The sequence below is a fragment of the Microbacterium sp. B24 genome, from assembly GCF_000333415.1.
Classification (GTDB): domain Bacteria; phylum Actinomycetota; class Actinomycetes; order Actinomycetales; family Microbacteriaceae; genus Microbacterium.
Map to the genome: position 1 here is coordinate 1 of NZ_BADB01000149.1, position 2,836 is coordinate 2,836.

Genomic DNA, 2,836 nt, shown 5'->3' on the forward strand with positions numbered 1-2,836 from the left:
CGCCCTCGTGATCGCGGAGGTCGTCTCTGCACTGCGCGATCTGCTGGACGCCGGCATCCCGGTGGTGGCCTACAACGCCCCGTTCGACTTCTCGCTGCTCAAATACGAGGCGCTCCGACACGGCATCCCGCCCATCCTGGAGCCCTCGCCGGTCATCGATCCCCTCGTGCTGGACAAAGCACACGACCGCTTCCGTCGCGGCAAGCGCACCCTCGAAGCCGTCGCGGCGCATTACGCCGTGCCGCTCGTCGGCGCGCACGACGCGGCCGCCGACGCGATCGCGGCGGGCCGGGTCGCACAGGCGCTGGCACGACGGTTCGAGCTCGACGCGCCCGTCCACGAGCTGCACACCCGTCAGATCGGGTGGGCACGCGCGCAGGCCGACAGCCTCACCGATTACTTCATCCGCATCGGCCGGATCGACCCCGACGACCGCCTCGACGGCAGCTGGCCGATCCGCTGATCGACCGCTCGCGTCGTGGTGGGCGTTCGACGCCCACCACGACGAAAGCCCCGCCGGAGCGGGGCTTTCGCGGGATTCGGATTACTTGCTCGAACCGCCGAAGTTCTTAGATGGCACCTAAGAGCGTTACTTCTCAGGCACTCCCCGCCCCCGAGGCGGTCTCCTCTTCCATGACCCCCTCTCCCGCCCGGCCTAGAGCCGTTCTCTACGTCCGCCTCTCGAAGGAAGCCGCGACCTCGACCTCGATCGCCGGGCAGACCGATGACCTCGCCGTCATCGCAGAGCGCGCGGGCTGGGACGTCGTCGAGACCTTCACCGACAACGGCAAGTCGGGCGGCAAGGATCGCGAGAATGCGCAAGCCGCCTACGACCTGTGGGCGCGCGGCGACGCCGATATCCTCGCGGTCTACGCCTACGACCGATGGAGCCGCATGGGCATTAAGACCCTCGCCGCCCTCATCGAGGTAGTCGACGCTCGCGCCCGCACCGCTCACCCCGCGGTCTTCATGGCGGTCCGCGAGGGTATCGAGTCGACTCAGCCCGACTGGCAACTTCGCGCGGCCTTCGCGGCCGATATGGCGAAGCGCGAGCGTGACCTCGTCTCCGCCCGTCAGATCGCCGCGCGGAGCCGCATGCGCCGCCAGGGACGCAAGGCCGGGCACGGCATCCCGCCCTTCGGCTACCGGACCGGCCCGCACCCGACGCTCGCGGTAGGGCGCGGCCTCCACGTCATCCCCGAGGAGGCCGACGTCATCCGCGAACTCGCGGAGCGGCTCATCGCGGGCGAGTCGACCGTGAAGCTGGCCGAGGAGCTTACGGTCCGCGGCGTCGCGAAGGCCCGGTCCGCGGCGCGTGCCGCCCGCCTCGCCGGTCTCCCCGAGGAGGGCCTCGATCGCGGAAAGTGGATCGGCTCGCATATGCGGACCCTCATGACCTCCGACCACCTCCTCGGGCGGGTATCGCACAACGGCGCTCCCGTCTTCGGCGAGGACGGGCAACCCCTCGCCCCCTTCGAGCCGATCCTCTCGCTCGAGACGGTCCTCGCGCTCCGTGCGCGCTTCGACGCGAGCGCCCGGGGCGAGGTCAAGCGCCGCGCCGCGGGCCTCCTCTCGAAGATCGCCCATTGCTCGGGATGCGGCTATCCGCTCTACCCGCGGCGCACGTCCGTCAGCGAGCGCAACCCCGAAGGGCACATCAACTACGGATGTTCCTCCCAGGGGAGCGGGATCACATGTCCGCGTAAGACGTACATGTCCGCGCGAAAGCTCGACGCCGAGGTAACCGCCCGCTACCTCGCGGCCCGCGGGGATGCCCCGGAGACGCGCTACGTGCGCCGTGTGGACGATCAGGGGGCCGGGGCGGAGCTCGCGGAGGTGGAGGCCCGTCTCAAGGAGCTAGCGGGGCGTCTGGCGGCGGCCGACGACGAGGAAGAGGCCGACGCCCTGACCGGCTCGATGCTCGCCCTGAAAGCCCGTCGTCGCGCGCTCCGCGAGGTCGCCCCGACCGTCGTCGAGGACGTCGTCTTCACGGGGCGTACCTACCGCGAGGCGTGGGAGGCCGCACGCGACGACGACGAGCGGCGGCGCATGCTCCTCGTGGTCATCGACCACGTCGTCGTTAATCCCGTCGGCTCGCCGGAGCGCGTCTCGATCTACTGGAACGACTTCGACACGGCCGCCTGAACGACGCCGGAGCGTGGCCGGGCGGGGCGTCGGTGCCCACGATCGGCCCCGAGGATGACGAAGTGACGAAACGAACGTCATTTCCTATTACTTCTACGAGTGTGTGTCTCTCTCAAGCAAGGAATAGGAAATGACGTTTCTTTCGTCATTTCGTCATTCCCGTGCGCAGCCAACGCCTGTGAGGCGGTCTTCTCCTACGTCACAACTTTCGAGTTGGGGCAGCCCCCGCCACTCATAGGAAGAGACCAACCGTGCCCAACCCCAACCTCAGCGCCGCCGCGGCTCGCATCCGTGAGGCCTCCGTCACAGACCTCGCCTCCGTGGCCGCCGGCCTCGCGCCCGTGCCCTCCGCCGTCCGCGACGCCGTCGACTTCGCCGACGAGGTCATCGGCGCCGCGCTCAACGTTCGCTACCCGGCGCCCGTGCCCGACTTCCTCGCAATGGCTTTCGAGGACTCCGGCAGCCTCCGAGCCCTGACCGAGCAGCCCGAGCCACCCCTCCTCGCGATCAGCCTTGAAGGCGATCGTCTCGCCCGGTTCGTCGACGGTATCGCCCTCCTCGCACTGTGACCGCCCGGCCCTCAGCGACTATCCCGCCGAGGTGCCGCGTGTGCGGCGGCCCCGTGCCCTACTCGGGGCGGGGTCGCATCCCCTCGACGTGTTCACCCGAGCACCGGCTCAGGCCCGTGCCG

Annotated in this window: 3 protein-coding genes; all 3 read left to right on the forward strand. The window is 69.6% G+C overall.

What is annotated here, in order from left to right; genetic code table 11:
• A partial coding sequence (locus I5I_RS03475; RefSeq protein ID WP_036316514.1) for an exonuclease domain-containing protein occupies positions 1–463 on the forward strand: 463 nt, incomplete at its 5' end.
• A gap of 170 nt (positions 464–633) precedes the next feature.
• A complete protein-coding gene (locus I5I_RS03480) occupies positions 634–2,145 on the forward strand; it encodes a recombinase family protein (protein WP_036316516.1) in 1,512 nt (503 codons plus the stop codon).
• A gap of 251 nt (positions 2,146–2,396) precedes the next feature.
• Positions 2,397–2,714 (forward strand): hypothetical protein, encoded by a 318-nt coding sequence (locus I5I_RS03485; RefSeq protein WP_036316517.1) that lies wholly within the window; start codon positions 2,397–2,399, stop codon positions 2,712–2,714.
• Positions 2,715–2,836: the final 122 nt, after the last annotated feature.

What these genes read in the sequence shown, in the direction of transcription:
- I5I_RS03480 (WP_036316516.1), top strand. Translation starts at nt 634, where the DNA reads ATGACCCCCTCTCCCGCCCGGCCTAGAGCCGTTCTCTACGTCCGCCTC.